Source organism: Roseateles sp. GW821-FHT09G09, assembly GCF_059415965.1.
Genome location: NZ_JBWKOG010000001.1, coordinates 381,402 through 404,172 on the forward strand (window position 1 = coordinate 381,402; position 22,771 = coordinate 404,172).

General features: G+C 69.7%; 15 protein-coding genes and 1 pseudogene. 12 read left to right on the forward strand and 4 right to left on the reverse strand.

Going from position 1 to position 22,771, the window contains the following annotated elements; translation table 11 throughout:
• Nucleotides 1-73: 73 nt before the first annotated feature.
• The 3 genes from AC07O8_RS01700 to AC07O8_RS01710 all read left to right on the forward strand — a co-directional run bounded on the left by AC07O8_RS01700 (nucleotide 74) and on the right by AC07O8_RS01710 (nucleotide 8,713).
• Entirely contained in the window at nucleotides 74-6,622 is a 6,549-nt protein-coding gene (locus AC07O8_RS01700) for a YDG domain-containing protein (RefSeq protein WP_495046395.1), read from the forward strand.
• A 203-nt stretch (nucleotides 6,623-6,825) separates the two neighbouring features.
• Nucleotides 6,826-8,181 (forward strand): GAF domain-containing protein, encoded by a 1,356-nt coding sequence (locus AC07O8_RS01705; protein WP_495046396.1) that lies wholly within the window; start codon nucleotides 6,826-6,828, stop codon nucleotides 8,179-8,181.
• Nucleotides 8,147-8,713, forward strand: coding sequence for an MOSC domain-containing protein (locus AC07O8_RS01710; protein ID WP_495046397.1), 567 nt, complete (start codon nucleotides 8,147-8,149; stop codon nucleotides 8,711-8,713). The genes AC07O8_RS01705 and AC07O8_RS01710 overlap by 35 nt, the downstream gene beginning before the upstream one ends.
• 353 nt (nucleotides 8,714-9,066) lie before the next feature.
• Here AC07O8_RS01710 and AC07O8_RS01715 read toward each other — a convergent pair whose 3' ends face one another.
• Nucleotides 9,067-10,143 carry an alkene reductase gene (locus AC07O8_RS01715; RefSeq protein WP_495046398.1) on the reverse strand — a complete coding sequence of 359 codons (1,077 nt, stop codon included), beginning with the start codon at nucleotides 10,141-10,143 and terminating at the stop codon, nucleotides 9,067-9,069.
• A 248-nt stretch (nucleotides 10,144-10,391) separates the two neighbouring features.
• Here AC07O8_RS01715 and AC07O8_RS01720 point away from each other — a divergent pair, with 248 nt between their 5' ends.
• Entirely contained in the window at nucleotides 10,392-11,615 is a 1,224-nt protein-coding gene (locus tag AC07O8_RS01720; RefSeq protein WP_495046399.1) for a hypothetical protein, read from the forward strand.
• Between the two features lie 48 nt (nucleotides 11,616-11,663).
• On the forward strand, nucleotides 11,664-12,518 hold the full coding sequence (locus AC07O8_RS01725) for a 23S rRNA (adenine(2030)-N(6))-methyltransferase RlmJ (RefSeq protein WP_495046400.1): 855 nt from the start codon (nucleotides 11,664-11,666) through the stop codon (nucleotides 12,516-12,518).
• Between the two features lie 172 nt (nucleotides 12,519-12,690).
• On the opposite strand, the gene AC07O8_RS01730 is transcribed toward AC07O8_RS01725, so the two are convergent.
• Nucleotides 12,691-13,332, reverse strand: a complete 642-nt coding sequence (locus tag AC07O8_RS01730; protein WP_495046401.1) for an NAD(P)-dependent oxidoreductase — start codon at nucleotides 13,330-13,332, stop codon at nucleotides 12,691-12,693.
• Between the two features lie 151 nt (nucleotides 13,333-13,483).
• On the opposite strand from AC07O8_RS01730, the gene AC07O8_RS01735 reads away from it, so the two are divergent.
• From AC07O8_RS01735 to AC07O8_RS01745, 3 genes and pseudogenes are all read left to right on the forward strand, one after another.
• Nucleotides 13,484-14,446, forward strand: a complete 963-nt coding sequence (locus AC07O8_RS01735) for a LysR family transcriptional regulator (protein ID WP_495046402.1) — start codon at nucleotides 13,484-13,486, stop codon at nucleotides 14,444-14,446.
• Between the two features lie 68 nt (nucleotides 14,447-14,514).
• A pseudogene (locus tag AC07O8_RS01740) lies at nucleotides 14,515-14,643 on the forward strand (DUF2000 family protein); the annotation flags it as partial.
• 54 nt (nucleotides 14,644-14,697) lie between these two features.
• Nucleotides 14,698-15,372 carry a CAAX prenyl protease-related protein gene (locus AC07O8_RS01745; protein ID WP_495046403.1) on the forward strand — a complete coding sequence of 225 codons (675 nt, stop codon included), beginning with the start codon at nucleotides 14,698-14,700 and terminating at the stop codon, nucleotides 15,370-15,372.
• Between the two features lie 15 nt (nucleotides 15,373-15,387).
• Here the strand turns inward: AC07O8_RS01745 and AC07O8_RS01750 are convergent, their stop codons facing one another.
• Nucleotides 15,388-16,152, reverse strand: coding sequence for a helix-turn-helix domain-containing protein (locus tag AC07O8_RS01750; protein ID WP_495046404.1), 765 nt, complete (start codon nucleotides 16,150-16,152; stop codon nucleotides 15,388-15,390).
• A gap of 158 nt (nucleotides 16,153-16,310) precedes the next feature.
• Between AC07O8_RS01750 and AC07O8_RS01755 the strand changes: the two genes are divergently transcribed.
• From AC07O8_RS01755 to AC07O8_RS01770, 4 genes are all read left to right on the forward strand, one after another.
• Nucleotides 16,311-17,558 carry an amidohydrolase family protein gene (locus tag AC07O8_RS01755; protein WP_495046405.1) on the forward strand — a complete coding sequence of 416 codons (1,248 nt, stop codon included), beginning with the start codon at nucleotides 16,311-16,313 and terminating at the stop codon, nucleotides 17,556-17,558.
• 214 nt (nucleotides 17,559-17,772) lie between these two features.
• Nucleotides 17,773-18,216 carry a hypothetical protein gene (locus tag AC07O8_RS01760; RefSeq protein WP_495046406.1) on the forward strand — a complete coding sequence of 148 codons (444 nt, stop codon included), beginning with the start codon at nucleotides 17,773-17,775 and terminating at the stop codon, nucleotides 18,214-18,216.
• Nucleotides 18,217-18,230: 14 nt separating this feature from the next.
• Nucleotides 18,231-19,043, forward strand: a complete 813-nt coding sequence (locus AC07O8_RS01765) for a DUF2145 domain-containing protein (RefSeq protein WP_495046407.1) — start codon at nucleotides 18,231-18,233, stop codon at nucleotides 19,041-19,043.
• Nucleotides 19,044-19,134: 91 nt separating this feature from the next.
• Nucleotides 19,135-21,060: an MFS transporter gene (locus AC07O8_RS01770; protein ID WP_495046408.1), complete on the forward strand. Its 1,926-nt coding sequence runs from the start codon at nucleotides 19,135-19,137 to the stop codon at nucleotides 21,058-21,060.
• 88 nt (nucleotides 21,061-21,148) lie between these two features.
• Here AC07O8_RS01770 and AC07O8_RS01775 read toward each other — a convergent pair whose 3' ends face one another.
• Nucleotides 21,149-22,672, reverse strand: coding sequence for a hypothetical protein (locus AC07O8_RS01775; RefSeq protein WP_495046409.1), 1,524 nt, complete (start codon nucleotides 22,670-22,672; stop codon nucleotides 21,149-21,151).
• Between the last annotated feature and the right edge of the window lie 99 nt (nucleotides 22,673-22,771).

The following is a 22,771-nucleotide window of genomic DNA, read 5'->3' on the forward strand; positions in this document are numbered from 1 at the left end:
TCCGAGCCTGTCTCCGAGCCCGCCGACCCGGCCGCCCCGACGGCATGAACCGCATAGAGAAAAGAGAACCATCATGGGATCGTTGAACCACAGCTATCGCCTCGTCTGGAACGAGCTTTGCGGCGCCTTCGTCGCCGTGCCTGAATTCGCCCGCGGACGCGGCAAGCGCACCGGCGGCACCGTCCGCCGCGCCATCGCCGCCGCCATCGCGGCGGCCGCCGCCGGCACCTTCGCGGGACCGGCCGCCGCGCTCGACGCCGGCGCGCTGCCCACCGGCGGCCAGATCGCCGCCGGTCAGGCCGCGTTGACGCAGCAGGGCTCGCAACTGCGCATCGACCAGAGCTCCAACAAGCTCATCCTCAACTGGAACAGCTTCGACATCGGCAGCGGCGCCTCGGTGCGCTTCAACCAGACCGGCGCCGACGCCGTGGCGCTGAACCGCGTCACCGGTGGCGCGCCCAGCCAGATCTTCGGCGACCTCTCCGCCAACGGTCAGGTCTGGCTGGTCAACAACAGCGGCGTGGTGTTCGGCAAGGGCGCGACGGTCAACGTCGGCGGCCTGGTCGCCAGCACGCTGAACGTCAGCGACGCCGACTTCCTCGGCGGCCGCGCGCGCTTCTCCGGCACCAGCACCGCGCAGGTCCGCAACGACGGCACCATCCGCGCCGACGGCGTGGTCGCGCTGATGGGCGCCTCGGTGGTCAACACCGGCACGATCAGCGCCGGCCAGGTCGCCTTCGCGGCGGGCCAGCAGGTCGCGCTCGACTTCAACGGCGACGGCCTGCTGCAGGTCCACGTCGATCAGGCGGCGCTCGACGCCGAGCTGTCGCAGGAAGGCCTGGTGCAGGGCCGCCACGTGGTGCTGAGCGCCCCCAGCGCCAGCGCGCTGCGCGCCAGCGTCATCAACATGGACGGCGTGGTCGAGGCCAAGGGCCTGTCCGAACAGGGCGGTCGCATCGTCCTGGACGGCGGCGACAACGGCCAGGTGAACGTCACCGGCCGACTCGACGCCAGTTCGGCCCAAGGTCTGGGCGGCGACGTGCGCGTCACCGGCGGCACGATCGCGCTGCGCGGCGCGACGCTGGATGCCAACGGCGCGACCGGCGGCGGCCAGATCCATGTCGGCGGCGGCTGGCAAGGCAAGGACGCAAGCCTGACCAACGCGAAGGTCGTCAACGTCGATGCGGCGTCCACGCTGCGCGCCAACGCGACGGTGAACGGCAACGGCGGCGAGGTCGTGACCTGGTCCGACGGCCGCACCGATTTCGCCGGTCGCGTCGAATCGCGTGGCGGCGAGCAAGGCGGCAACGGCGGCCGCATGGAGGTCTCGGGCAAGGACCAGTTGAACTACAGCGGCGTGGCCGACGGCCGCGCCGCCCAGGGCAACACCGGCGATCTGCTGCTGGACCCCGCCACGCTGGAAGTGCGCGGCGGCGGCTCCGGCTCCGGCGCCATCAACGGCTCGGTGGTCTATGAGAAGGACCTGGAAGCCCAGCTGGCCAACATCATCCTGGAGGCCACGACCAACGTCACCTTCAAGGACCTGAAGGCCACCGGCAGCACCGACGGCATCCTGGACCTGCAGGACGGCGTCAGCTTCACCGTGGTGGCCGGCCGCGGCGGCCAGCGGGGCTCGGACCCCTCGGACAAGATCGGCGTGATCCGCTTCGAGCAGAAGACCGACACCATCCGCGTCAACGGCAATGCCGGCATCCTGCTGATCGCCTCCAACTGGAACTCCGGCGCGTCGGACACCATCAACGGCGGCTCCGCCTCCGTCATCAACGTGCCCCACCTGGTGGCCACCGGCACGGGCAGCAACCCCTCCGGCGCCCTGCCGACCTACACCCTCACCACCGCCACCCCGGGCGCGGTGCAGCGCGGCACCATCACCGTCTTCGGCGCCAACGGCATCACCATCGGCGGCAGCGTGACGACGCAGGGCGGCTACGTGCGGCTGTGGGCGGACGCGGACTCCGGCACCGGCGGCTCGTTCACCCTCAACGCGCCCGTCACGTCCAACGGCGGCAACGTCTACCTGGCGTCCGGGTCCGGCGGCATCACGATGAACGGCGCCATCAACGTCGGCAGCGGCCGGCTGTTCTTCGACCAGGAAACCGGCACCTACCCCGGCGGCACGGGCCCCAACGGTCCCAAGGTCCTGGCGGGCCAGATCAACGCCACCGGCGACATCGACATCAACACCGCCTTCAGGATGAAGGGCGGTGCCAGCATCTTCACCGACGGCACCATCCGCTTCGGCGCGGTCAACGTCAACCTGGACACCGGCACCGGCGTGCTCACGCTGCGCGCCGACAAGGTGGACTGGGGCAGCGCCACGCTGCAGAACCTGAGCACCGCGTCGCTGCGCCTGGAGCCCGCCGATCCCGCGACCAACATGGTCCTGGGCGACGCCAACGGCTTCGCCTCCGCGGCGACGCTGGCCAAGCTGCCGGGCGTCAAGAACCTGACGATCGGCCGCGCCGACGGCACCGGCACGATCAGCGTGCCGAGCGACTTCAGCTTCAGCGCGTCGGGCAGCTTCGAGATGGTCGACCGCCACATCGACATCACCGCCGGCACGCTGACCAACACCACCGGCAACATCGTGCTGACCGCCGACAACGTCAACCTGTCCAAGGCGGTGACGGCCAACGGCGGCGCCGGCAAGGTCACGATCCGCCAGCTGACGGCGGCCAACGAGCTGCACCTGGGCGGCGGGCTGAGCAGCGCGTCGATCGGCCAGGTCAACGCGGCCTCGCTGGAGATCGGCCGCGCCGACGGCGGCAACCTGGTCTTCGACAACGACATCACCACCACCGCCTCGACCGTCCACCTGAAGAGCGGCGGTCAGGTGCTGGGCGTGAGCGGCGGCGTGGCCGCGGCCAACCTGGCCGTGACCGCCGGCGGCGGTGCGACGCTGACCGACGACACCTTCAACTTCAGCACCCTGGCGCTGGACACCGGCGGCACGACGGTGGTCCGTCAACCCGGCGCCGGCGGCTTCGCGACCGGCACGGTCGACACCTTGAGCGGCCTGACCCTGCGCAACGGCGCGGACGTCACGCTGGATTCGGGCATCGGCACGATGACCTTGGGCGGTCCGGTGAACTTCACCGGCACGGCCGCCAAGCTGACGCTGCAGGCGCCGACGTGGACGACGACCGGCTCCCCGGCCAGCAGCAACGGCTCGCTGGCGACGGTGGTGTTCAAGGCCGGCGGTGCGGGCACGCAGACGACGGTCGGCGGCACGACGGCCGACGTCACCAACGGCCTGCTGTCCGTCTTCAACGGCGTGAACACGCTGCGCGTGGACGCCTCGGACCGCGCGCTGAACGTGACGGGCCCGGTGGCGGTCACCGTGCGCGGCGGCCTGGAGCTGCTCGGCAACACCTGGAACCAGACCGGCACCATCGGCGTGACCACCGGCGGCCTGCTGGTGCGCGCCGGCACCGGCGGCGTCGCCGTCGACCAGGCGATCACCGCCACGGGCACGGTCTCGCTGGACGACCGCGGCGGCGCGGGCATCTCGGGCAACGCGGCCATCACGGCTGCCGCCCTGGCGCTGCGCAGCGCGGGCACGGCCAGCTTCGCCGCAACGCAGCACGTCGGCACGCTGGCGGCGGACGTCGATCGTCTGGCGCTGACCAACGACCGCGCGCTGACCGTGGGCACGGTGGACGGCCTGAACGGCATCCAGGCCCAGGACTCCGTGCTCCTGCGGACCTCGGGCGCGAGCTCGGATCTGACGCTGCAACAGGCGGTGACGTCGGCCAACGTCAACGGCCGCGACGCCGCGGTCGTGCTGACCGCCGGACGCAACTTCATCAACCAGGCGGGCGCGAACGCGCTGCAGGTCGGCAACGGGGGCGCGTGGCAGGTGTACTCGACCTCTCCGCTGAACGACACGCGCGGCGGACTGGTCGCCGACTTCAAGCAGTACGACAGCAGCTACGGCAGCGCCGTTCAGGGCAGCGGCAGCGGCTTCCTTTACACGGTGGCCCCGACGCTGACCGTCGGCCTGTCGGGCAGCGCCTCGAAGGTCTACGACGGCAACGTCGACGCCGCGACCGGCGGTCTGCAGCTGGGCGCGACCGGCGCGATCGACGGCGACGTGGTGAACCTGGCCATCGGCTCCAGCGGCTCGGCGCACTACGACACGAAGAACGTCGGCAGCGGCAAGACCGTGACCGTCGACGGCGTCGTCGTCGCCGACGGTCACAACGGCGGCACCGCCGTCTACGGCTACCGGCTGGTCTCGGACAGCGCCAGCGCCGCCATCGGCCAGGTCACGCCCAAGACGGTGACGGTCGCCAACGGCGCGGTACAGGACAAGGTCTACGACGGCAACACCAGCGCGCAGCTCTCGGGCGGCGGCATCGCGGGCCTCGTGGCGGGCGACGACACGGCGTTGAACGGCGCGGTCAACTTCCTGGACAAGAACGCGGGCAGCGGCAAGGCCGTCAATGTGTCCGGCCTGGTCCTGACAGGCAATGACGCCGGCAACTACGTGCTGGACACCAGCGCGGGTGCCACGGCGTCGATCATGCCCAAGACGGTGGGCGTCGGTGCGATCCAGGTGAGCGGCAAGGTCTATGACGGCACCCGCGATGCGCAGGTCACCACCGGCGGCGTCACGGGCACGGTGGCGGGTGACCAGCTCGACGTCGCCGTCAGCGGCCAGTTCGACAACAAGAATGCCGGCAACGGCAAGGCGGTCGACGTGCAGCTCGCGCTGACCGGCGCGGACGCCGGCAACTACGTGCTGGCTTCGAGCTCGACACAGGGCACGGCCTCGATCACGGCGCGCACCGTGGACGTGGGCGCGATCCAGGTCGGCAACAAGGTCTACGACGGCACGCGCACCGCGCAGGTCACGACCGGTGGCGCCGTTGGCGTCATTGCGGGTGACGAGCTCGGCGTCGCGGCGAACGGCCAGTTCGACACCAAGAATGTCGGCACCAACAAGGCGGTCGACGTGCAGCTCGCGCTGACCGGCGCGGACGCGGGCAACTACGTGCTGTCGTCCGGCTCGGCGCAAGGCTCGGCCTCGATCACGGCGCGCACGGTGGACGTCGGCACGGTCCAGGTCGGCGGCAAGGTCTACGACGGCACGCGCACCGCGCAGGTCACGACGGATGGCGCCGTCGGCGTCATCGCGGGTGACGAGCTGGGCGTCGCGGCGAGCGGCCAGTTCGACAACAAGAATGTCGGCACCAACAAGGCGGTCGACGTGCAGCTCGCGCTGACCGGCGCGGACGCCGGCAACTACGTGCTGGCGTCGGGCTCGGCGCAGGGATCGGCCTCGATCACCGCACGCAGCGTGGACGTCGGCGCGATCCAGGTCGGCACCAAGGTCTACGACGGCACGCGCACCGCGCAGGTCACCATCGGTGGCGCCGTCGGCGTCGTCGCGGGTGACCAGCTCGGCGTCGCGGCGAGCGGCCAGTTCGACAACAAGAACGCCGGCACCGGCAAGGCTGTCGACGTGCAGCTGGCGCTGACCGGCGCCGACGCGGGCAACTACGTGCTGACCTCGGGCTCGGCGCAGGCGCGCGGCGACGTGACCGCCCGCACGATCCAGACGCCTGCGGTGACCGTGGTCAGCGGCGTCTTCAACAGCGACACCTCGGCCACGCTCGTCATCGGATCGCCGCAAGGCATCGTGGCGGGCGACCAGGTGAGCGTCGGCGGCACCGGCCGGTTCGATACGCCCTTCGTCGGCAGCGACAAGCCGGTGAACGTGCAGCTGACGCTGACCGGCGCGGACGCGGCCAACTATCGCCTGGAGACCTCGGCGCTGGCGGTGACCGGTTCGGTCAATCCGCAGGTCGTGCCGGCCGCGATCGGCGCGCTGGTGGTCCAGCCCGTCGGCGGCAACGGCACGCAGGACGGCGGCGGCAGCAAGACCTCGAACGTGCCGACCGGCAACGGTGGCAACGGCGGCGGCAACGGCAACAGCGTGGCCGTGGTCGCAGCGGGTCCGGCGGGCAATCCGGCAGGCACGATCGATGTCGGCAATGGCGCCGGCGGTGCCAACGCCGGGAACGGCACGGGCAACGGCAACGCCAATGGCGCTGGCGCAAGCTCCGGAAACGGCGCTGGCGGCAACGCTGGGGCCGGCAACGGTCTGGCAGGCAACGACAGCGGCACCGGCGGCAATGTCGCCGTCGCCAACGTCGGCCTGGAGCAGACGCTGCGCGACAGCGGTCAGATCAGCCTGGCGGTCGATGCGCCGGCCTACGGCCAGCCGCTGCAGAGCCAGCTGCCGGTCTACGCCGACAAGGACGGCGCGGCACCGACGCCGCTGGGCATGTTCCGGGTCGACGATCTGGGCGACAGCCTGGCGCTGAAGCCAGTGCAGCAGCCGGTCCCGGCCGCCGCTGCCGCGTCCGGTGGCGTGACCCGTCAGCTGCGCGCGGTCGTGGCGCTCGGCGACGAGCGCTCGGCGACGCTGGACGTCGTCCTGACGGCGGACGGCACGCTGCGGGTGCACGCGCCCGCCACGGCGGTCGACCTGGACGACGACCTCGTCACCACGCTGGCGCTCAGCGCGCTCAAGCAGCAGACCGGGGTCGCACCCACCAACGTCCGGGCCGTGCTGCTGCGCCGCGGCGGCTGATCCGCTGATCCGCTGATCCGACCGGTCCCCGCAAGGGGATCCCCGCAACGCCGCGGCGCCTCCACGCCGCGGCGTTGCCGTTTCCGGACCTGGCAGCCACCGGCGGGCGGCGGTCCGCGGGCCCTCCCCCAAAGTTTCGGGGATCGGCTCGCGCGTCGAAACGCCCTATGCTCGGCGCCTCCTCCGCGAGGTCCCCGACATCCATGTCCGCTCTCACCGGCCTGTCGCTCCGCGCCCGCCTCTACCTGGTCCTGGGCTTGGCGCTCGCCTTGGTCGCGGCCTCGGCGCTGCTCGGCTGGTGGCAGTCGCAACGGCTGGCCGACATCGCGGAATCCCTCTATGAAGACCGCCTGGTCCCCGTCGACCTGCTGCGCGAACTCGAACACACGCTCGGTCCGCACCAGCTGGGCGCGCTGCTGTTCACCCAGGCACAGCAGCCCGACGCCGCCAAGCTCGACGGCGCCGGCCGGCGGCTCGCCGACTCGACGCGCCAGCTCTGGACCCGCTACCTCGCCACGCGCATGGCGCCGGCGGAGCGCGCCCTCATCGTCCGCACCCAGCCTTTGCTCGACCAGCTCTGGGCGGCCCTCGCCGCGAGCCAGCCGCCGACGCCCGACACGCTGCGCGAGCTCAACCAGCGCCGGCTCGCGACCATGCGGATGCTCGACGAGTTGATCGCCTTCCAGCTGAGCCAGGCCCGCGTCGACACCGAGCGCGCCCGGCAGACCGCCACCGAGGCCGCGCACCTGGGCCTGCTGCTCGTGCTGCTGACCGGCGGCCTGTGCAGCGTCCTCGTCTGCACCGTCTGGACCCGCTACGACGACGAACGCCGCGTCAGCCAGGACTCGCGCGAGCGGCTGCAGCGGCTCTACGTCGCGCTGTCGCAGACCAACCAGCTCATCGTGCGCCGCGAGGCCGAGGCGTTCGACGACCCGCGGGCGGAGCAGCGCCTGTTCGAAGGGCTCTGCCGCATCTGCGTCGAGACCGGCCACGCGCGCTTCGCGGCCGTGGTGCTGGTCGACGACGACCACTTCGAGCGCGTCGCCGAGCACGGCCCGGGCGACCGCCTGATGCCCGGCGCGCCGCGCCGGTGGTCCCGCGACGCGCCCTTCGCGCGCAGCTCGATGGCGACGCGCGCGATCCTCGAGGGCACGCACCAGGTCAGCAATCACGCGCTCGACGATCCGAGCCTGGCCGCCACTGGCGCGCCGATGATCCCGCCCGGCGTGGAGGCGATGGCGGCCTTCCCGTTGCGTCGCGGCGGCGAGGTCGTGGGCGCGATCAGCCTGCTCGCCGGCGAACGCGGCTACTTCGATCCCCAGGTGCTCGAACTGATGAACGAGATGGCCGGCGACCTGTCCTTCGCGCTCGACCACCTGAAGCGCGAGCGCGATCAGGCGCGCGAGCTCGACGGCCTGCGCGACGCGCTGCGCCGTCAGGAGTCGAGCCTCATCGAGACCACGCCGGCGGCCTTCCGGCCCCCGATGCCGCCGGCTCCGACGGCGCCTGCGGCAGAATCGCCGGATGCAACTGATCAGTCTGAACACGGCCCGCGCTGAACCGCTGCTCATCGACGGGCGCCCGGTCATGACGGGCATCCGCAAGCGGCCGGTGGCGGGTGAGGTCGAGGTCCGGCCTCTCGGCCTGGAGAGCGACGAGCAGGCCGATCCGAGCGTTCACGGCGGCCTGTCCAAGGCGGTCTACGCCTACCCGTCCGAGCACTACGCGTTCTGGCGCACCGTGCGCGCGCAGGCGCAGGCGGCCGGTTGGGACGACCCGCTGCCCTGGGGCGCGATGGGCGAGAACCTGACGATCTCCGGCCTGGCCGAGGGCGACGCCTGGATCGGCGACGTGCTGGTCTTCCCGGACTGCGAGCTCGCCGTCAGCGAGCCGCGCTACCCCTGCTTCAAGTTCAACGCGGTGATGGGCTTCAACAAGGCCGCGAAGATGATGACGCAGAGCGGCTGGTGCGGCTTCTACCTTGCGGTGCGGCAGCCCGGCACGATCGCGGCCGGGCAGGCCTTCACCGTTCGCCCCGGCCCGCGCGAGGTCTCCATCGCGGAGCTCTTCCGGGCGAAGAGGCAGCGCTGATCGAGACACGCAGTCGTTGACTGCAGAGGCCGCTGGCCCTCACCCCCGCCCTCTCCCGCAAGCGGGAGAGGGAGTCAGCGTGCACCGCGCTGACCTGAAAGCTTCCTCTTCCGCAAGCGGGAGAGGGAGTGAGCATGCACCGCGCTGACCTGAAGGCTTCCTCTCCCGCAAGCCGGAGAGGTAGTCAGCAGGCACCGCGCTGACCTGAAGGCCTCCTCTCCCGCTTGCGGAAGAGCAACCGTGTCAAACCCCTGCGGCAGCAGAAGCGCTGGAACTCTCTTGCTCCCTCTCCCGCTTGCGGGAGAGGGCGGGGGTGAGGGCCAGCGGCGGTGGAAGTACGGAAGCCTTCCTGCTCAGTCCGCCAGCGCCGGATAGTCGGTATAGCCCTCGGCGCCCCCGCCGTACATCGTGGCCGAATGGGCTTTCTGGAGCGGGGCGTTGAGCTTCAGCCGCCGCACCAGGTCCGGGTTGGAGATGAAGCTGCGGCCGAAGGCCACCGCGTCGGCATGCCCCTTGGCGACGGCGTCGATCGCCATCTCGCGGGTGTAGCCGTTGTTGGCGATGTAGACGCCCTTGAAGCGCTCGCGCAGCGCGTCATAGTCGAACGGCGCGACGTCACGCGGACCGCCAGTGTGGCCTTCGATGACATGCAGGAACGCCAGCTTCATCGGCGACAGCTGCTCCACCACATGGTTGAAGAGCTGCTGCGCGTCGCTGTCCTGCCCCGCGTCGTTGACCGGCGTGACCGGCGACAGGCGCAGGCCGGTGCGGTCGGCGCCGATCGCGCCGGCGATGGCCGCCATCACTTCGAGCAGCAGCCGCGCACGGTTCTCGATCGAGCCGCCGTACGCGTCGGTGCGGTCGTTGATGCTGTCGCGCAGGAACTGGTCCAGCAGGTAGCCGTTGGCGCCGTGCACCTCGACGGCATCGAAGCCCGCCGCCATCGCCGCCTTCGCCGCGTGGACGTAGGACTGGACGACACCGGGCAGTTCCTCGAGCTTCAGCGCGCGCGGTGCGGCGACGTCGACGAAGCCGTCCTTGGTGAAGGTCTTGCTGTGGGCCTGACGGTCCGTGGCCGACAGCGGCTTGGCGCCGTCGGGCTGGAAGTCGGCATGGGAGATGCGGCCCACGTGCCACAGCTGCACGGCGATCTTGCCGCCTGCCTCATGGACGGCGTCCGTCACCCGCTTCCAGGCGGCGATCTGCTCGGGCGAATAGATCCCGGGCGTATCGAGGTAGCCCTGGCCTTCCCGCGTGATCTGGGCGCCCTCGCTGATGATCAGACCGGCCGTGGCGCGCTGGCGGTAGTACTCGACCGCGAGCGGTCCCGGCACCAGGCCGACGGAGCGGTTGCGCGTGAGCGGCGCCATGACGACGCGGTTGGCAAGCCAGACGGCGCCGACTTGCAAGGGATCGAAAAGACTGGGCATGACGATGTCGAGGATGCAGAGAGGTGTGGATGGAGCCCGGAGGGGTGCCGGGCCAGGATGGGACGCAGCTTAGCGAGCGAACCCCGCCTTCGCAGCGCCTAGGCGACAGCCCGGATTCCGGCTGGGGCCTTGCGACGCCTTCACGGCCGGCCCGTAACGCTTGGCTACACTCGCCCGGCTGCCTGGGGACGCCGTCCCCCTTCCGCGCGGCGCCCCCCTCCTTCACCGCCCGACTCGGGAGCCTGTCGATGCCCTCTGGTTCCTCGCTCTCCCCGCTTGAATCCTGGCTGCGCGCACCGCGCACCGACATCGGCCGCCGCCGCCTGCTGCAGGCCGGCGCCGCGGTGGCGCTGCCGCCCTGGCTGCTGCCGGTCCAGGCCCAGCGAGGCGGCGCCTCCGGCGCCGTGATGCACGTCGGGCCGGACCATCCGGTGAAGACGCTGGCGGCGGCCGCCTCGCAGGCGAAGGCCGGCATGACCATCGAGGTGCAGGCGGGCGACTACACCGGCGACGTCGCGGTCTGGCCGCAGGACGACCTGACGATGCGCGCCGTCGGCGGGCGCGTGCGGATGCTGGCCAAGGGCGCGCATGCCCAGGGCAAAGGGATCTTCGTCACGACCGGCAAGCGCATGACGATCGAGGGCTTCGACTTCGTCGGCGCGCGCGTGCCGGACCGCAACGGCGCGGGCATCCGCCTGGAGCGCGGCTCGCTCACCTTGCGGGACTGCCGCTTCCAGGACAACGAGAACGGCCTGCTCGCCGGCAACGACGCGAGCATCGAGCTGCGCATCGACGGCTGCGACTTCGGCCCGATCGCGCCCGGCGAGGGCCGCACGCACAGCTGCTACGTCGGCGCCATCGGCAAGCTGTCGGTGGTCGCGAGCTACTTCCACCACGGCGCGTCCGGGCATCTGCTGAAGACGCGCGCGGCGGTGAATCACCTTTTCTACAACCGCCTGACCGACGAGACCGGACGCGCGAGCTTCGAGCTCGAGTTCCCCAACGGCGGCGTGGCGCTGGTGATGGGCAACGTGATCCAGCAGAGTCCGTCGAGCGAGAACTACCACCTGATCGCCTACGGCAGCGAAGGCTTGCCCCACCGCCGCAACGAGCTGCACCTGGTCAACAACACGCTGGTCGACCGGCGCCAGGCGGGCGGCGTCTACCTGCGCATGGCGCAGCAGGCGCAGAAGCTGCGGCTGATCAACAACCTGCTGTGCGGCAAGCACGAGCTGCCGGCGGGTCCGGACCGCGAGCAGCACCACAACTACTTCGTCGAGCTGGACAGTTTCGTCGACGCCGACCGCTACGACTTCCGCCTGCGGCCGGACTCGCCGCTGATCGGCCGCGCCGTGGACGCGGGCACGGTCGACGGGCAGGTGCTCAAGCCATCGATGCAGTACCAGCATCCGTGCGGGCTCAAGGAAGTGCCGGCGGGGACGGCGTATTCGCCGGGGGCCTTCCAGGTCTGAGGCCGATGGCCAGCGGACTGGCGGCCCGCACCGGGTACAGTGCCGGACATGCTCGCTTATCGACACGCCTTCCACGCCGGCAACCATGCCGACGTGCTCAAACACCTGGTGCTGGCCGAGGTCCTCCGCTACATGGGGGAAAAGGACAAGCCCTACACGCTGGTGGACACCCACGCCGGCGCCGGCGGCTACGCCCTCGACGGCCGCTACGCCCAGAAGAACGCCGAACATGCCGGCGGCATCGCCGCCCTCTACGCGCGCAAAGACCTGCCCGACGCGCTCCAGCAGTACGTGCAACTGGTGCACGACTTCAACCCCGGCAAGAAGCTCGAGCAGTACCCCGGCTCGCCGGCCATCGCGCGCATGTTGATGCGCTTCGACGACCGCCTGCGCTGCTATGAGTTGCACGGCACCGACCACCGCATCCTCGCCAGCTACCTCGAGGACCGCGCCAACACGCAGGTCCTGCAGCAGGACGGTTTCGCGTCGCTGAAGGCCGAGCTGCCGCCGCCCTCGCGCCGCGGCGTCGTGCTGATGGATCCGTCCTATGAGATCAAGGCCGACTACGGCAAGGTCGTCGCCGCGCTGCGCGAGGCGCTGCAACGCTTCGCCGACGGCACGATCGCGATCTGGTATCCCCAGCTGCAGACCGTCGAGTCCGCGCAGCTCGTGCAGCGTCTGAAGTCGGCTTCCGAGCCCATCGCGAAGAAGGGCTGGCTGCACGTGCGCCTGACCGTCACGCAGGCCGACGAGCGCGGCTTCGGCATGATGGGCAGCGGCATGTTCGTCGTGAACCCGCCCTTCGTGCTCCACGACAAGCTGGCCGAATGCCTGCCCACGCTGGTGGACACGCTCGGCCAGTACGACGACGCCAACTACCTGCTCGAACAGCAGACCGCTTGATCCCCTGAAGCGCACCGTAGCGCGCCGGAGCGCCGGAGCTCGTCGGAGCGCGCCCACACGAAGTCCTCGTTCGGAGCGGCGGATGCCGGTGCCCCCGGGAGCGAATTCCGAGCGGCGAGGAGGAGATTGAGCGGACGGGGGCACCGGCATCCGCTGCGACCGCTGACCGCGATCAATAGCCGACCGTGAACCGCCGACGGATGTGCTGCGGGCGCTCGAGTTCATCGACGATCGCGACCGCCAGGTCCGCCGTTGACACACGCGCCGGACCGTTGGCGTCCATCACCGGCGTGTCCAGGCTGACGCGGTAGCTGCCGCGGCGCTCGCCCGGTTCCAGATGCGGGGCGGGCGACAGGAAGGTCCAGTCGAGGGACGACTCCAGGCGGATCAGGTTCAGCGCTTCGCGCGCGGCCAGCGCGCCCTGCTTCCACTGGTCCGGGAATTCCGGCAGGTCGACGATCTGCACACCGGGCGCTGCGTACAAGCTGCCCGCGCCGCCGACCACCAGCAGGCGCTTCACGCCGGCGCGCTTGACGCCGTCGTAGATCGCGCGGGTGCCAGCCAGGAATTCGGTGTGGATGTCCGGCACCGACCAGCCCGGGTTGTAGGCGCTGACGACCGCATCCACGCCTTCCACGGCGGCGGCGACCTGGTCGGCCTGCTTCGCGTCGGCCTTCACCACGGTCAGGCCGGCACGGGCGTCCAGCTTGGCCGGATCGCGCGCCAGGGCGACGACCTGGTGGCCGCGGGACAGCAGTTCCTGGAGCACTTCCTTGCCGACAAAGCCGGTCGGTCCGATCAGGGCGACTTTCATGGAGATTCCTTTCGAGGGGTTTCGCGGAGTTCCGAGGATCCGGAGGCGGCGACGACGGTGTCGCCATGGGATGGACTTTAGGAACTTCACAATCGCCGCAGAAGTCCTCAGAATCCGACTCCATTCTTTAGACGATCTACACAATTCCCCGATGCTGGACCAACTCCGCCGCATGGCCGTCCTCGCGACCGTCGTCGAACAGGGCAGCCTGGTCGCGGCGGCGCGGCAGTTGCAGACCACGACCTCCGCCGTCAGCCAGCAACTGCGCGCGCTGGAACGCGACATGGGCGTGACGCTGCTGCATCGATCGACCCGACGCCTCAGCCTGACACCCGCCGGTGAACGTTTCGTGCAGGGCTGCCAGGCGATGCTGGCCGCCGCGCGTGACGCGCAGACCCAGTTGCACCACCTGCGCGACGCGCCCGAAGGCGAACTGCGCGTCAGCGCTCCCGTCGGCGCCGCGCGGCAGATCGGACCGGCGCTCGGGCCGCTGCTCTCGGCGAATCCAGGGATGAGCCTGCACCTGGAGGTCGACGACGGCTTCACCGACCTCGTCGCCAAGCGCATCGACCTGGCCGTGCGCTTCGGCCGGCTGCCCGACAGCAACTGGGTCGCGCAGCGCATCGGCCAGCGGACGGTGGGCCTCTATGCCGCGCCCGCCTATCTGGCGCGGCGAGGCGTTCCCACCTCGATGTCGGACCTGACGCGGCACGACTGGGTCTTCCTGCGTTCCGACACCGGCGCGATCCGCAGCCTCTCGCTGGTCGGCCCCGAGGGCCGCGAGGAGGTGCTGCGCGTCAGCCCGCGCGCGACCAGCAACAACCAGCTCAGCCTGCAGCAGTTCTGCGAAGCGGGCATTGGGCTGGCGCTGCTCAGCGCGGAGGACGTCGATGAGTCGCAAGCCCAGGGCCGCCTGCTGCCGCTGCTGCCGGGTTGGTCGCTGCCGCCGCTGCCGGTCTATGTGATGACGCCGCAGCGCGACGCGCAGCCGGCCAAGGTCCGGCATGCCATCCAGGCGCTCGCCCATGCGTTTGCCGGCTCGACCTCATCGGCGACTGCTGCCTCCGCGACCCCTGCCGTGTCCGCAACGTCATCGGCGCCTGACCGCCATTGAACGGGAACGCCCACCATGGCCGATGACCACTGGATCCAGCTGCGACCAGACCCTCGCCCACCTGATGCCATGACGAGACTGACCGCAGCGCCTTCCTCGCGGAGGACGCCGAGCGCCCCGATCTCGTCGGCCTCGCGCTGCGAGGGCCGAAGAAGGCCGTGGACAAGGCGATCAAGGGACTCTCGCTGCACCGCTGAACGCTCCTCGGTTGTCCGCATGGCGCCGTCACGGCGCGCCGGTACATTCGCCGGATGCCATTGAGTCAAGCCGCCTGGGCCCGCATCGTCCCCTTCGCCCTCTTCATGCTGCTGCTGGCGCTGCGGGGCGCCTTGCCCGAACAGAACGCCCTGGGCCTCGATCCGCGCTGGATCTATGCGCTGAACCTGGTGGTGGTCGGCGGCGCGCTGGCGTGGTTCTGGCGGGGCTACGGCGAATTCGACCGGCAGAACCGGCCGCGCCTCGGCGAAGCCGCCTTGAGCGTCGCCGTCGGGCTCATCGTCTTCGGGCTGTGGATCAACCTCGACGCGTCGTGGATGCAGCTCGGCGAAGCCACCGCCGCCTTCGTGCCGATGACCGCGGACGGCCGCGTGGACTGGCCGTTGATCGCGGTCCGCTGGCTCGGTGCGACGCTGCTCGTGCCGGTGATGGAGGAACTGTTCTGGCGCAGCTTCCTGATGCGCTGGATCTCGAGCCCGCAGTTCGAGACCGTCGATCCACGCGCGGCCGGGCTGCGGGCGCTGGTGCTGTCGACTTTCGTCTTCATGCTCGCGCACACGCTGTGGCTCGCGGCCATCGTGGCCGGCGCGGCCTACGCGTGGCTGTACATCCGCACCGGCAAGCTGTGGTGTGCCGTCATCGCGCACGCGGTGACGAACGGCGTGCTCGGGATCTGGGTGGTCTGGAGCGGACGATGGGAATTCTGGTGATGCGCCCGCCGCGCCTCAACGCTTGAGCGCCTTCGTGACGGCCGCCGGCCGCTGCAGGTGCTTGAAGCGCTCGAACAGCCAGCAGCGCATGCCCATCACCAGCGTGAACTGGCGCTTCTCCTCGTCGGGGAGCTTCTGGTCCAGCAGATGCTGGCGCGCGAAGTCCTCGGCGACGCGCTGGAGCCGGTCGCGCAACTCCCGCGCCATGCCCGGGCTGAGCTGGCCGTGGACCAGCATCAGCAGCTCCGCATCGTTGTCGAAGCCGCCGGCGAAGAAGTCCTGCATGACGTTCTCGCGGAAGAAGGCCATCACCGGACCTTGCGGCCGCCAGCGGAAAGTCTTCGCGACCTGCAGCCGGTAGCGGTTCAGCGGCCGCAACTCGATGATCCCCAGCCGGTCCAGTTGCGTGAGCGCGCGCGTCACGTCGGGCTCACTCATCCGGTAGGTCGCGACGATCTGCTCGAAGCTCCACTGGCTCAGGCAGCAGATGGCGGTCAGCAGCAGCTTCTCGTCGGCGACGACCTCGCGTTCCTGCTGCAGCGTCAGTTCGCTGCGCAGCGACTTCGACTGGGCGAGACGCTGCGACAGCTCCGCGAAATCGGTCTTCAGCACGCGGCAGATCTCGTCGATGCGCGACAGCGGCATCTCGCCACCCGCCGCGAACATGCGCTTCACGCTGGACTCGGACAGGTCCAGCGCCGTCGCCAGCTGCGCATAGCTGATGCCGGACTGCTTCAGCTCGGCCTTGATGAGATCGATGAGGGATTGCGTGCTCGCCATGGGGGCGGACGTTAGCGCAAGTCGATGGACGCGACCCATGGCGGGTAGCGGGATCCGAGACCGGCCGTCTCGCGCGGCGATACCGCCGCAGGCCAAGCGCGTCGGAGGAAGCGCGCGTCCCGACCATCGCACCCGTTCCAACTTCCACGGGCGCCGTCATGCTCAGCCGACGTCATCTCCTGTGCTGCGGCGCCGCCGCGGCGGCGGGCCTCTTCAGCGCGCTCGCGGCCGATGCCGCGGGGCCGTTGCGCAATCCCTGCGGCCATGCGTCGCTGCCGATCCCCGGCGTCGATCCGCAATGGCTGGCACGCATCTGGGACGGCATCGACCCCGCCCAGCTCTGGGACGTCCATGCCCACCTGATCGGCACCGGCGACTCGGGGTCGGGCTGCTGGATCGCACCGTCGCTGTCGCAGTGGTGGCATCCGGTCGAGTTCGCCCGCAAGCACGCGATCCTCAACGGTGCCTGCGTCGATCCGCGCTCCGTCGCCGCGGGGGACATCGACCGCGCCTACGTCCGCCGTCTCACCGCGCTGGCCGATGCTTTCCCGGCGGGCGCACGCTGGCTGCTCTTCGCGTTCGACGAGGCCGTCGACGCGCACGGTCGACGTCGTCCCGACTGGACCACCTTCCACGTCCCCGACGCCTACGCCCGCGCCGTCGCCGCCGAACGTCCCGACCGCTTCGGCTGGGTCGCCAGCATCCATCCGAACCGCGAGGACGCGCTCGAGCGCCTCGACCGCGCGATCGCCGGCGGCGCGCTGGCGATGAAGTGGTTGCCGAGCAGCATGGCCATCGACCTGCGCGACGCTCGGTTGCGACCGTTCTACGACCGCCTTGCCGCCGCTCGTCTCCCGCTCATCGTCCATTGCGGGGAAGAGCATGCCGTCCCCGGCGCGGACCGCCAGGACCTCGGCAACCCGCTGCTGCTGCGCGAACCGCTGCGCCACGGCGTGCGCGTGATCGCGGCGCACTGCGCCTCGCTCGGCCATGCGATGGACCTGGACCTCCCCCGCCCGCGCTCGGTCCCGGCCTTCGAACTCTTTGCCCGCCTGATGGACGAGCCGGCCTGGCAAGGCCTGCTGCTGGGCGACGTCTCCGCGATGTTCCAGTTCAACCGCCGACCCGAGGTCTGGCGGACCGTGCTGCAGCGCAAGGACTGGCACGACCGGCTGCTGCATGGCTCCGACTACCCGCTGCCGGGCGTGCTGCCGCTGGTGCGGCTGCCCCAGCTCGCCCGGGCCGGCGTGCTGGACGAGGCCCACGTCGCCCCTTTGGGGGCATTGCGCGACCACCACCCGCTGTTGTTTGATCTCGCCCTCAAGCGGCTCGCCCGGTGGCAAGGCGACACGCTGGGCACGGCGGTCTTCGAGACCGCCCGCCACTTCCGCATGAGGCCGACTTGAGAGAGTCCCCCAACCGGGACCGTTCCCGCAGCTCCGGTCCGGACCGAGCGGTAGCACCGATCGATACCGGGACAGGCGGCGGGTGATACTCGCCGCAAATCGGCACCGGGAACCCGACGCCCGCGGCGACAGTCGCACCATCGCCACCGGAACCACTCACTGGGGCGACGAACCCTGGCAACCGCCCTCGATCTCGACCGCAAGGAACCTGCTCATGCGTCCCCGTTCATCCCTGCTCACCCTGCTGACCGCCGCCGCCCTCGCCTTCGGTACGACCGGCGCGGCCCGGGCCCAGGCCGGCCCCAGCGACGCCAGCGCGGCGCTGTCCGCCATCCCGGTCGCCATCTCGGTCGTCGCGCCCTCCGCGGTGCTGGCCGGCGGCGCGGCCTTCGTCGTCGTCGCGGTCGAGAGCACCGCCCGCGGTACGGTCTGGGTGCTGCAGCGCGCCTCCGACGGCGTGCGCCTCAGCGTCGAGTTCTCCGGCAAGGTCGTCTCCGGTGCCGCGAACTCGGTCGGCACCGCCGTCGTCATCACGGCGATCAGCACGGGCTACGTGATCTCCGCGGCGGCCGAGGCCATCGCCTTCATCCCGAACGAGATCGGCGCCTCGCTGCTCCACAACGAGCGCGTCACCGACAAGGACCGCGTCACGCGATGAGCGGCGGACACGCCATGAAGACGATGCTGGCGACGGCCGTGCTGGCCGCCCTGCTCGCGGCGGGTCCGGCGCAGGCCGGCCGCCCGTGCGAGAACGCCAAGCCCACGCTCGACCAGATCCGCCGCGGCATGGACCTCGCGCAGGCGACCGCCGCCGCGCTGGACCGAAGCGGCGCCGACGTGGTGCTGCTGGCGCGCGCGGGCCAGGACCTCAGCGAGTACGGGCTGCGCTGGTCGCACGTCGGCTTCGTCTACCGCGACACGATGGGCAGCGGCGCCGACGCCAAGCCGGTCTGGCGCGTGATGCACAAGCTCAACCAGTGCGGCACGGCGCTGGCCGACCTGTATCGCCAGGGCCTGGGCGAATTCTTCATGGACAGTCCGGTCCGCTACGAGGCGGCGTTCTCGGTCCTCAAGCCCGAACTGCAGCAGGCGCTGCTGCCGGTGCTGAAAGAGAACGCCCGCTCGGCGGCCTTGCACACGCCGGACTACAACATGGTCGCCTACCCGTGGTCGCGGCAGTACCAGCAGAGCAACCAATGGGCGCTGGAGACGCTCGCCGCGGCCGCGGCGCCGCGCGAGGTGCTCAACCGGGCGCAGGCGCAGGACTGGCTCAAGCGCCAGGGCTACGAGCCGTCGGACCTGCGCCTGTCGACCGCGAAGCGCCTGGGCGCGCGCATCGGCATGGCCAACGTGGCCTTCGACGATCATCCGTCCGCGAAGCGCTTCGCCGGCCACATCGAGACCACCACCGCCGATACCGTCTTCAACTGGCTGACCCGCAGCGGCTACGGCCAGGCGCCGCAGAGCGTCAAGGCCGCCCCGTGAAGGCGTCGCCCCGATCCCGCGCCAGTCTCCGAACGCCCGACCGTCGGACACCGATCCACGCCTTTCCCGCACTCCCACAGCGAGCCCTCCCATGAGCGACTCTTCCCACACCAGCCAGTTCGCGTTGCTGAGCCAGCGCCGGTTCGCGCCCTTCTTCTGGACGCAGTTCCTCGGCGCGGGCAACGACAACCTGTTCAAATTCGCCTTCACCGTGCTGGTGACCTACCAGCTCAACGTGAGCTGGCTGCCGCCGACGCAGGCGGGACTGGCGATCGGGGCGTTGTTCATCCTGCCCTTCGTGCTGTTCTCGGCCACCAGCGGCCAGCTCGCCGACAAGTACGACAAGGCGCGGCTGATGCGCTTCGTGAAGTCGCTCGAGATCTTCATCATGGCGCTGGCCGCCTACGGCTTCTACGCGGTCGACGTGCCGGTGCTGCTGGGCTGCGTGTTCCTGATGGGGCTGCACTCGACGCTGTTCGGGCCGGTGAAATACGCCTATCTGCCGCAGCATCTGAGCGATCACGAGATCACCGGCGGCAACGGCATGGTGGAGATGGGGACCTTCGTCTCCATCCTGCTGGGCAATCTGGCGGGCGGCCTGCTGGTGGCGACGCCGATCGTCGGACCGCAGCACGTGGCGATCGCCTGCGTGGTGGTGGCGCTGCTGGGTCGTGCGACGGCGCAGGCGATTCCCGCCAGCCCGTCGACGGTGCCGGACCTCGTCATCAACTGGAACCCGGTCAGCGAGACCTGGCGCAACCTGAAGCTGGCGCATAGCCAGCTGGCGGTGTTCCGCTCGTTGCTGGGCATCTCGTGGATGTGGTTCTTCGGCGCGGTGTTCCTGGCCAACTTCCCGTCCTTCGCGAAGGAAGTGCTGCACGGCAATGAGCAGGTCGCGTCGCTGCTGCTGATGGTCTTCTCGGTCGGCATCGGCATCGGCTCGCTGCTGTGCGAGGTGCTGTCGCGCCGGCAGGTCGAGATCGGCCTGGTGCCGCTGGGCGCGATCGGCATGAGCGTCTTCGCGATCGACCTCTACTTCGCCTCGCGCGGGCTGCCGCCGTCGGCGCCGCTGAGCGTGGGCGCCTTCCTCGCCGATCATGCGCACTGGCGCGTGCTGGCCGACCTGGGCCTGCTGGCGCTCTTCGCCGGCCTGTACAGCGTGCCGATGTACGCGCTGATCCAGATGCGCGCGCAGCCCTCGCACCGCGCGCGGATCATCGCGGCGAACAACATCCTCAACGCGCTGTTCATGATCGCCAGCTCCCTCCTGGCCGGCGCGCTGCTGGGCGCGGGTCTGACGATCCCGCAGCTGTTCCTGGTGGTCGGCATCGCCAACGCGGTGGTGGCGTTCTACATCTTCCTGGTCGTGCCCGAGTACCTGCTGCGCTTCTTCGCCTTCGTGCTGTCGCGGGTGGTCTACCGCTTCCGCGTCAGCGGCGACCAGCACATCCCGACGCAGGGCGCGGCGGTGCTGGTGTGCAACCACGTCAGCTTCGTCGACGCGGTGCTGCTGATGGCGGCGAGCCCGCGGCCGATCCGTTTCCTGATGGACCACCGCATCTTCCGGGTGCCGGTGCTGGGCTGGATGTTCAAGCTGGCCAAGGCGATCCCGATCGCGCCGCAAAAGGAAGACGCGGCGACCTACGATGCGGCCTTCGCGGCGGCGCAGGCGGTGTTGGACGACGGCGAGCTGGTGGGCATCTTCCCGGAAGGCGGCCTGACGCGCGACGGCTCGCTGCAGGCCTTCAAGGGCGGCGTGATGAAGCTGCTGGAGGGACGCCCCGACGTGCCGGTGGTGCCGATGGCGCTGCAGAACCTGTGGGGCTCGTTCTTCTCGCGCGTCGAGCAGGGGCAGGCAATGGTGCGGCCGTTCCGGCGCGGGCTGTTCAGCCGCGTGGGGCTGGTCGCGTCGGCGCCGATCGCGGCGAAGGACGTGACGCCGGAGTTGTTGAGGGAGCGGGTGGCCGAGCTGCTCGGTCCGAAGGAAACGGCGGCGGCGCAGCCGGTGAAGGCGTGAACTGATCTGATCCGGTACCAAGCAGGAAGGCCTCCGAAAGGAGGCCTTCTTCGTTCGGGAGCAGGCTACCCGATTCTTCTGTACAGGCTCATGGGTGACGCCCCACCCAACCCACCACTACACGGCGCTCGTCCTCGCGGTAATCGAAATAGATGCGCACGCACCGATCAGGATGAGTGGCTTCGGCGGGCTTGAGGTGCAGGTCAAATAACCGGCTGTCTCCGCCAGCATCCCATGTCCGATCGCGACGGTCGCCAGCCGAGTTCCTGATGGTCTCCGATTCCGTCGATGCGATCGCACCACGATCATTGAGCCAATCCACTGAGGTGGTGCCGAGCGGCCCGGCCCGTTTCGCCTGCGCCAACTCAGCCAGCGTTCCAAGGTAACGCAGGACTTTTTCTGGAGGTCCAGCGTCCGTTGCGACGCCAGCCACGCCTCCAGCCACATCGTTTCCAAAAATCAGAAGATCCGGATAACGACTCTTGGCCATCTGAACTGCTTCAGCGACCGTCGTTGGTTGAATGTCCTCGTCCGGCGCCACCTCGTGCTCAGCCTGGTCTGTCCATCGCATGGACAACTGCAACTGTCCGACAACATCTTGCAGTTCTCGAATTCTGTCCTGGTCAGCTTGTTGCTGTGCCAGCAGCCGGTAGTTGTCCTCCGAATATTGGGTGGCCAGCTGTTGCCAATCCTGGTCCGTGACAAGCGCATGGCGCTGCTCAGCAGCGACCCGATTGGCATGCTGCCGCCTGATTGCTGTGATCTCTCTAGGCTCCGGAATAGCGAATGCGGACATGCCGAGGAGCATGCGGCGCAACTGGCGGCGAATGCGTGCCGCAGCAACTTGAGGATCGCTATCCCGTGCCAAAAGCGATGACCGCGTCCAAAGCGGATTCGCCTGAGCTCTGCTGTTGGCATTCAACCCAGGCCAATACAAACGAACAGCGCCGTTAAAACACAACCATTCCTGACTTATGCGGCGCGTCAGCGATACACCTGCCGCCACGTCCAGGGTAGCGACGAGTGCCACGCCGGCCAAATCATGGGCAACCTTCTGCGGGAAGTCATCCGTCAGATAGTGACCTTCGAACGACGTGATCGCCACGACGGGGAGATTTCTTTCGCTATGCCAAAGCACCTCTTGCAGGCTGCGGCCACCTTCGTCGCCCTCAAACGGCACAGGCCGCGCGGTCAGCGGTACTTCTCCAAGACACCAGTCGTCGTATTCGGAGATCAACGTCTTGACGATGTTGGGACTTCGGATATCGACGTGTATGGGGGCGAGGCGATACTCATCGCCAGCGGCCTGCAACTCGATGTACACGACGATCCGATCACCGCACCGAGCCAATGAAACCTGCGTGCGCACCTTGGCGTTGTTCGAGGGCTCAACTAGCAAATGATCGATGACGATACTTCCATCGTCGCCGGACCACTCGGCCTTCGTGTACTCCGCAGGACGGCCATCAATCAGTCGAAGAAGATCCGCCGACTCCCAGGTGCCTTTGCCATCGAGCCAGCGGCTCACGACCTCGCAGACCGCAACGAAACGGACCTGCAGCTGCTCACCCAGCGCGGGCGTGAACAGCGCGCAACCGACTACTTTTCTCATCTGCGCCCCCCCGTGTAGATGAGAAGTCTGCGCAAACGGCATCAGCTGCACAGTACTGTTTTCCCCCTAGTGGAGCCGGGAAAACCGACTAGCAATGCA

Bases quoted from the DNA above. Each gene is read 5' to 3' on its own strand.
- AC07O8_RS01725 (WP_495046400.1), top strand. From the start codon at position 11,664: ATGCTCGCTTATCGACACGCCTTCCACGCCGGCAACCATGCCGACGTG.
- AC07O8_RS01745 (WP_495046403.1), top strand. From the start codon at position 14,698: ATGCCATTGAGTCAAGCCGCCTGGGCCCGCATCGTCCCCTTCGCCCTC.
- AC07O8_RS01710 (WP_495046397.1), top strand. From the start codon at position 8,147: ATGCAACTGATCAGTCTGAACACGGCCCGCGCTGAACCGCTGCTCATC.
- AC07O8_RS01705 (WP_495046396.1), top strand. From the start codon at position 6,826: ATGTCCGCTCTCACCGGCCTGTCGCTCCGCGCCCGCCTCTACCTGGTC.
- AC07O8_RS01765 (WP_495046407.1), top strand. From the start codon at position 18,231: ATGAAGACGATGCTGGCGACGGCCGTGCTGGCCGCCCTGCTCGCGGCG.
- AC07O8_RS01750 (WP_495046404.1), bottom strand. From the start codon at position 16,152: ATGGCGAGCACGCAATCCCTCATCGATCTCATCAAGGCCGAGCTGAAG.
- AC07O8_RS01760 (WP_495046406.1), top strand. From the start codon at position 17,773: ATGCGTCCCCGTTCATCCCTGCTCACCCTGCTGACCGCCGCCGCCCTC.
- AC07O8_RS01770 (WP_495046408.1), top strand. From the start codon at position 19,135: ATGAGCGACTCTTCCCACACCAGCCAGTTCGCGTTGCTGAGCCAGCGC.
- AC07O8_RS01720 (WP_495046399.1), top strand. From the start codon at position 10,392: ATGCCCTCTGGTTCCTCGCTCTCCCCGCTTGAATCCTGGCTGCGCGCA.
- AC07O8_RS01700 (WP_495046395.1), top strand. From the start codon at position 74: ATGGGATCGTTGAACCACAGCTATCGCCTCGTCTGGAACGAGCTTTGC.
- AC07O8_RS01715 (WP_495046398.1), bottom strand. From the start codon at position 10,143: ATGCCCAGTCTTTTCGATCCCTTGCAAGTCGGCGCCGTCTGGCTTGCC.
- AC07O8_RS01730 (WP_495046401.1), bottom strand. From the start codon at position 13,332: ATGAAAGTCGCCCTGATCGGACCGACCGGCTTTGTCGGCAAGGAAGTG.
- AC07O8_RS01735 (WP_495046402.1), top strand. From the start codon at position 13,484: ATGCTGGACCAACTCCGCCGCATGGCCGTCCTCGCGACCGTCGTCGAA.
- AC07O8_RS01755 (WP_495046405.1), top strand. From the start codon at position 16,311: ATGCTCAGCCGACGTCATCTCCTGTGCTGCGGCGCCGCCGCGGCGGCG.
- AC07O8_RS01775 (WP_495046409.1), bottom strand. From the start codon at position 22,672: ATGAGAAAAGTAGTCGGTTGCGCGCTGTTCACGCCCGCGCTGGGTGAG.